The organism is Dietzia sp. Cai40, from assembly GCF_014145165.1.
Classification (GTDB): domain Bacteria; phylum Actinomycetota; class Actinomycetes; order Mycobacteriales; family Mycobacteriaceae; genus Dietzia; species Dietzia natronolimnaea.
In genome coordinates, this window is the sequence record NZ_JAALEB010000455.1 from 1 (window position 1) to 7,122 (window position 7,122).

Here is a 7,122-nt window from a genome sequence, read left to right on the forward strand (position 1 = left end):
GCCACGACCTCCGGATCCTGCGCCTCCGAGATCCGCTGGTGCGCCTCCGCGACGAGGATGTTCTGCAGCGGCATCGGCAACGGACCCGGCGCACCCTCGGCCGCCCACGCCTCGGTCCACTTGCTCTTGAGCAGGCGCGCGGGCTTGCCCGAGTAGATGCGGGTGCGGACGGTGTCGGCACTGGTGGCCGCGACGAGCGCCTCCTGCATCGCCTTGGAGCCGCCGTCATCGCCGTACTCCGCGGCGGTGAGCCACCGGGAGCCCATCCACGCCCCCTCGGCGCCCATGCCGATCGCGGCCGCGACCTGCGAGCCGCTCCCGATCCCGCCGGCGGCCAGCACGGGCGCGCGCCCGTCGAGCGCAGCGACGATCTCCGGCACCAGAACGAGGGTCGCGACCTCGCCGGTGTGGCCGCCGGCCTCCCCGCCCTGGGCGATCACGATGTCGACGCCGTTGTCCACGTGCGCGAGCGCGTGCTTCTTCGCACCGGCGAGCGCGGCGACCTTGATCCCGTTGGCGTGCGCGAGGTCCACGATGTGCTTGGGCGGGGAGCCGAGCGCGTTGGCGATGAGCACCGGGCGGTGCTTGAGCGACATCTCGACGTGCGCCTCGGCGACCGAGTGGAGCCACCCCAGGACACCGGCGTTGTGCTCGGCGTCGTCACCGAGGGGCGGCACCCCGAGGTCGTCGAGGACCCGGGAGACGAACGCCTTGTGCTCCTCGGGGATCATCGCGGCGATGTCGGTGGTGCTGCCCTCGGTGGGTACCTTGTTCGGCATGACGATGTCCACGCCGTACGGCTTCCCGTCCGTGTTCTCGTCCATCCAGGTCAGGACCTCGTCGAGCTCGGCCGCGTCGTTGTAGCGGACGCACCCGAGGACGCCCATGCCGCCGGCGCGCGTCACCGCTGCGGCGACCGCCTTGGACGGGGTGAAGGCGAAGACCGGGTACTCGATCCCGAATTCCTCCGCGAGTGGGGTACGGATGCTCACTTGCTGATCTCCTGGCTGTCGTCTGCGGGGCGGGACGCGGCGATCTCCGCGGCCCATCGGTAGTCGGGTTTGCCCGCGGGATTGCGCTTGACCGATTGCTCGACCCACAGCGCTCGCGGGCACTTGTAGCGGGCGATCTCTCGCCGCGCGTGGTCGTTCAGCTCGTCGATCGGCGGGCACTTGCCGTCACGCGTGTGGAGCACGGCGGCGACCTTGTGGCCCATCCGCTCGTCGGGGACGCCGATCACGAGCGCGTCGTACACGTCGGGGTGCGTCTTGAGGGCGGCCTCGACCTCCTCCGGGTGGACCTTCTCGCCTCCGGTGTTGATGGAGACCGATCCGCGGCCGAGCATCGTGACGGTGCCGTCCTCCTCGACCCGGGCGTCGTCACCGGGGATCGAGTAGCGCTTCCCGCCGTACGTCTTGAACGTGGCCGCCGTCTTGACCTCGTCCTTGTAGTACCCCACCGGGATGTGCCCGGTGCGCGCGACCTTGCCGATGACCTCGGAACCGGGCTGGACCTCGTTGCCCTCGGAGTCGAGGACCGTGGTCTCCCCGTCGATCTTCACGCGGGGTCCACCGGTGTGGGTCTTGCCCTTCTCCGCGAGCGCGATCCCGGAGAAGCCGGTCTCGGAGGACCCGATCGAGTCCGAGAGCATGACGTTCGGGAACGCCTCGATGAACTGGTCCTTGACCGAGGGCGAGAACAGGGCCGCGGAGGACCCTATGTAGAACAACGACGACGAGTCGTACTTCTCCGCGTCCCATGCCTCGATCAGGGGACGCGCCATGGCGTCTCCCGTGATGAACAGGAGATTGATCTTGTGCTCGGTCACGGTCCGCCAGACGGTCTCGGCGTCGAACTCCGGGATGAGCACGCTGGTGTGGCCGGCGAACAGCGCCATGAGGATCGCCCACTGGGCACCGCCGTGGATGAGCGGGGGCAGGGCGGCGCGGACCAGGACGCCACCGTCGACCGCCTTGTTCGCCAGCTCCCACTCGTCCGCGACCTTCTCACCGGTGAGGAAGTCGATGCCGCCGCCGAGGACCATGAACACGTCCTCCTGACGCCACATCACTCCCTTGGGGGAGCCCGTGGTGCCGCCGGTGTAGAGCATGTAGATGTCGTCGTTCGAGCGTTCGTCGAAGTCGCGCTCCGGCGACTGCGCCGCCAGCGCGTCGTCGTAGTGGGCGACGGAGACCCCGTCGGGCGTCTGCGGGTCAGGGGTGTCGGTGCCGTCCTCGATGACCAGGCAGTGCCGGACCCCCGGCGTGTTGGGCAGGGCCCGGGCGAGGACGTCCGAATAGCGCCGCTCGTGGAACACCACGACGGAGTCGGAGTTGTCGAGCAGGTACTCGAGCTCGGCCGGGACGTACCGGTAGTTGACGTTGACCATCACGGCGCGGATCTTGAAGATCGCGACCATCGCCTCGACCGCCTCGATGGTGTTGCGGCTGTACACCGCCACCTTGTCGTCGGGTCCGACACCGACGGACCGGAGGTGGTGGGCGAGCCTGTTGGCCCGTTCCTCCAGTTCCCTGAAGGTGAACGACCGACCCTCCTGGACCAGGACGACCCGGTCCGGAACGCGATCGACACTATGCTCGACGAGATCTCCGATGGTGTACGCCATACACCCAAAGTAGAACGTGTTACCGTCGGCCGTGGGCGAAAGCCGTGGACCCGTGTAACTAATTTTTGGAGGCCCGATGACCCGCGTCGAGACGCCCGAGGACCAGCACCTGCTCACCGAGCGGCGTGGACACGTCCTGGTGGTGACCATGAACCGCCCCGAGGCGCGCAACGCGCTGTCCGGGCCGATGATGCGCGGCATGGAGGCGGCGTGGGATCTGGTGGACTCCGACCCGGACATCCGCGCGTGCATCCTGACCGGCGCGGGCGGGTACTTCTGCGCGGGTGCGGATCTCAAGGCGATGAACAAGGACGCGCCGGGCGACAAGTTCGCGGGTGGGGGCTGGGACCTGACCAGTCTGCCCGCGCTGCTCAAGGGGCGCCGGCTGAGCAAGCCGCTCATCGCCGCGGTCGAGGGCCCGGCGATCGCCGGCGGGACCGAGATCCTGCAGGGCACCGACATCCGGGTCGCCGGGCGCTCCGCCAGGTTCGGCGTCTCCGAGGCCCGCTGGGGCCTGTACCCCCTCGGCGGCTCCGCGGTGCGGCTCGTGCGTCAGATCCCCTACACCGTCGCGATGGAGGTCCTCATGACGGGCCGCCATCTCACCGCCGAGGAGGCGGAGCGGTTCGGGCTGATCGGCCACGTGGTCGAGGACGGCACCGCCCTGGACAAGGCCCTGGAGATCGCCGGGCTCATCGCCGCGAACGGGCCCCTCGCGGTGCAGGGGATGATCGAGACCATCCGGCGCACCGAGGGCATGCACGAGGAGGAGGCCTTCCGCGTCGACGCCGAGGTGGGCGGGCGGGTCTTCGCCTCTGCCGATGCCAAGGAGGGCCCTCGCGCGTTCGCGGAGAAGCGCAAGCCCGAGTTCCGCGGGGAGTGACCGGGCGCCCGGACCCGACTAGAGCCCCAGCCGGGTCCGGGCCTTCATCACCCCGAGGTACCCCGAGGCCAGCCTCTTCTTGCCCGCGGTGAACGGGGGCGCGAGCACCCGGGAGACGTTGACGTCGTAAGAGTGCATCGCGACGGCGCGCTCGTGGGTGAACGTCCGGAATCCGTAGTGCCCGTGGTAGCCGCCCATCCCCGAATCGCCGACCCCGCCGAAGGGGACGGCCGGGGAGGCCATCCCGATGCCGAAGTCGTTGCCGTAGATGTTTCCCGAGCGGGTGCGGTCGGCCACGGTGTCGAAGCGGCTGTTCTTCTGGCCGTACCAGTACAGGACCAGCGGGCTGGGCCGCTCGTTGATGTAGCGGACCGCCTCGTCGAGGCTCCGGTATCCGAAGACCGTGAGTACGGGCCCGAACACCTCGTCCGAGTCGATCTCCATCTCGGGCGTCACACCGGTGAGAAGGGTGGGTGCGATCTTCCGGACACCCGCGTCCGGCAACCGCTCCCCCGCCGGGGCGGCGTCGCGCCTGACGGCACCCTTGGCCACGGCGTCGTCGATCAGGCCGACGACGCGCTCGTAGTTGGACGTGTTGACGATCGCGGTGTACTCGGGGTTGCCCACGATCGCCGGCAGGGTCCTGCGCCACTCGTCCAGGACGGTGTCGCAGAACCTGTCCACCTCCGCCCGGGGGACGAAGACGTAGTCCGGGCACATGCACACCTGGCCGCCGTTGATCATGCGGGATGCCGCGATGCCCCGCGCGGCTCGGTCGAGGTCGGCGCTGGTGTCCACCACGACGGGGTTCTTGCCGCCCAGTTCGAGGGTGACCGGGGTGAGGTTGGCGGCGGCGTCCCTGGCGACGGACCTGCCGACACCAGGGGAGCCGGTGAAGAACAGGTGGTCGAAGGGCAGTCGGGAGAAGTCCGAACCGCGGCCGTGTTCGGGCCCCGCGACGGCCAACTCGTCGACGGCGAAGTACTCGGGCGCCCGACGGCAGAGCACCTCGGTCGTGTGGGCGGTGACCGACGACGGCCGGATCATGACCCGGTTGCCCGCGGCGAGCGCCGACCCGGCCGGGACGATCGTCAGATACAGGGGGAAGTTCCAGGGGCCGATGATCCCGACGACGCCCTTGGGGTCGTGGCGGACCTGCTGGGTGAACCCCACCGCGTCGAGGGCTCGGGAGACCCGCTTCGGCCTCATCCACCTGGCGAGGTGGCCGCGCTGATGATCCAGGTCCGGGATCGATGACGCGATGTCGGTGATCGTGGAGAGCGTCTCGGGTCGGCACCCGTAGTCCTCGCGGATCGCCTCGGTGAACTCGGCCGCGTTGTCCAGGACGAGGTGCTTGAGCCGCTGGATCCGATCGCGCCGTATCCCGGCCTCTGGCTGCGGGTCGGCGAGGAACGCCTGCTGCTGCCGCTCGAGGATCTGGGCGAGCGTGAGATCACGGGCGGTCGGGGTACTGGTCATGCGTCCAGGGTAGTGAGCGGCCCCGGTAGCCGGTGGGTAACCGGGCCGGCGGGCGTCCGCCCGATACGGCTCACCGGGCGTCCGCCCAGTACGGATCCTTGAGCTTGCGCTTGACCAACTTGCCGTTGGCCTGCCGGGGCAGCTCCTCCACCACGTCGATCGACCGCGGCATCTTGAACTTGGCCAGTCGGCCGGAGAGGTCGTCGAGGATCTGCGTCTTGAGCTCGTCGGACTCGACGTAACCCTCGGCCAGCTCGACCACGGCCTTGACCTCCTCGCCCCAGTCGGGGTGCGGGATGCCGAACACCGCCGCGTCGCGGACGGCGTCGTGGCGGGTCATCTCCGACTCGATCTCGGCCGGGTAGATGTTCACACCGCCGGAGATGATCATGTCGTTCTTGCGGTCGCACAGGAACAGATAGCCGTCGGAGTCCACGTAGCCGATGTCGCCCATGGTGAACAGCTCGCCGACGTAGGTCTTCGCGGTCTTCTCCGCATCCTGGTGGTATTCGAACCTGGACCCGTGCATCTGGAGGTAGACGTTGCCCGTCTCGCCGGCGGGGAGTTCGTTGCCGTCGTCGTCGAGGATCTTCAGGGTGGTGGTCTTCCACGGCCGGCCCACGCTCCCCGGCTTGCGCAGCCACTCCTCGCCCGTGATGGTGCAGCCACCGCCCTCGGTGCCGGCGTAGTACTCGGTGAGGACGGGTCCCCACCAGTCCAACATCGCCTGCTTGACGTGCTTCGGACACGGGGCGGCGCCGTGGACGATCGTCCGGAGGCTCGACACGTCGTACTTCGCGCGCACCTCCTCCGGCAGTTCGAGCAGGCGCGAGAACTGGGTCGGGACCATGTGGGACTGGGTCACCCCGTGGGCGTCGATGAGACGCAGCATCTCCTCCGGGGCCCACTTGTCCATGAGCACCACCGTCTGGCCCAGGTTGAGCGAGATGGCGACGAAGTTGAGGACGGCCGTGTGGTAGAGCGGTGAGCCGCAAATGTGCACGTTGTCCGCGCCCTGGATGCCGAAGCCGGCGAAGAAGAAATAGTTGGGAACCGTCACCTGGTCGGGAGAGGCGCCGGTCAGAGGCCTGCGCACGCCCTTGGGGCGACCGGTGGTGCCCGAGGTGTAGAGCATCGGGGCGCCGAGGGTGCGGCCCGACGGCAAGGGGTCCTCCCCCTCGGCCGGGACGGCGAGCTCGGAGAGCGGCCGGAACCCCGGTACGTCGCCGATCGCGTAGCAGCGGGCGGGGTCGAGTCCGGCCTCGGCCGCGGCGGTGGTGGCCACGTCGGCGAACCTCTCGTCGGCCACGAACACCGTCGAGCCCGAGTTCTCCAGGATGTAGGCCACCTCGGGCCCGGTCAGGTGCCAGTTGGCGGGGGCCACGTAGAGACCGATCTCGAGGGCGGCGAAGTAGACCTCGAGGAACCCGATACTGTTCGGCGCCATCAGGACGATCCCGTCCCCGGCCCCCAGCCCCAGCGCGCGCAGGCCCCGCGCGTGGCCGTGCGCCGCGTCCACGAGTTCGCCGAAGGTCACCCGGCGACCGGAGGCCTCGATCACCGCGACGCGGTCCGGCTCGGCCTCGGCGATCCGGTAGACGCTGGTCACGTACTCCCCGGTCCGGTTGTTCAGGACTCCGGTCTCGGTGGGAATGGTGGGTGTGGGTGCGCTCATGACCCCAGACTAGAACGTGTTCCTGTCAGGGGTCCAGGGATTGACTCCGAGGACTATTCTCATCCCATTTCCGCAGACCCCTCCGGGACCCGGGCGATCCGGGCCACCGACGACGACCGCACCGCGGTCATCACGGCGCTCGATTCCGCGCTGGCGAGCGGCCAGCTCGACCAGTTCGAACACTACGAGCGGGTTCGGGTGGCCACGTCCGCCCGCAACGTCGACGACCTCCGACCACTGTTCGCCGACCTCCAGGGGGTGAGGGTCCGGCTGCACGGCGACCACGGTCCGACCCGGGCGGAGCCGGACCGTCAGGGTCCGCCCTCCCCGTGGACCCCGCCGGCCACGGCGACCCGCCACCCGTGGGTCGTCCTCGCGGCGGTACTCGTGGGGGTCGCGCTGGTGACCGGGGTCGTCCTGGCGGTGTCCGCGTCGGACGACCCGGACCCCGTCGGCCGG

Annotated in this window: 6 protein-coding genes; 2 read left to right on the forward strand and 4 right to left on the reverse strand. The window is 69.6% G+C overall.

Annotated elements, in window-relative coordinates; genetic code table 11:
- A partial coding sequence (locus tag G6022_RS15490) for a nitronate monooxygenase (RefSeq protein ID WP_347238192.1) occupies window positions 1–986 on the reverse strand: 986 nt, incomplete at its 3' end.
- Window positions 987–988: 2 nt separating this feature from the next.
- Window positions 989–2,626: an acyl-CoA synthetase gene (locus tag G6022_RS15495; RefSeq protein ID WP_182638942.1), complete on the reverse strand. Its 1,638-nt coding sequence runs from the start codon at window positions 2,624–2,626 to the stop codon at window positions 989–991.
- 76 nt (window positions 2,627–2,702) lie between these two features.
- Between G6022_RS15495 and G6022_RS15500 the strand changes: the two genes are divergently transcribed.
- Window positions 2,703–3,509, forward strand: a complete 807-nt coding sequence (locus G6022_RS15500) for a crotonase/enoyl-CoA hydratase family protein (protein ID WP_182638944.1) — start codon at window positions 2,703–2,705, stop codon at window positions 3,507–3,509.
- Window positions 3,510–3,527: 18 nt separating this feature from the next.
- Here the strand turns inward: G6022_RS15500 and G6022_RS15505 are convergent, their stop codons facing one another.
- A complete protein-coding gene (locus G6022_RS15505; RefSeq protein WP_182616108.1) occupies window positions 3,528–4,988 on the reverse strand; it encodes an aldehyde dehydrogenase family protein in 1,461 nt (486 codons plus the stop codon).
- Between the two features lie 70 nt (window positions 4,989–5,058).
- Window positions 5,059–6,663 carry an acyl-CoA synthetase gene (locus G6022_RS15510; RefSeq protein ID WP_182616106.1) on the reverse strand — a complete coding sequence of 535 codons (1,605 nt, stop codon included), beginning with the start codon at window positions 6,661–6,663 and terminating at the stop codon, window positions 5,059–5,061.
- A gap of 96 nt (window positions 6,664–6,759) precedes the next feature.
- Between G6022_RS15510 and G6022_RS16725 the strand changes: the two genes are divergently transcribed.
- Window positions 6,760–7,122 (forward strand): DUF1707 domain-containing protein (locus G6022_RS16725; RefSeq protein WP_347238193.1); only part of this gene is annotated, 363 nt, incomplete at its 3' end.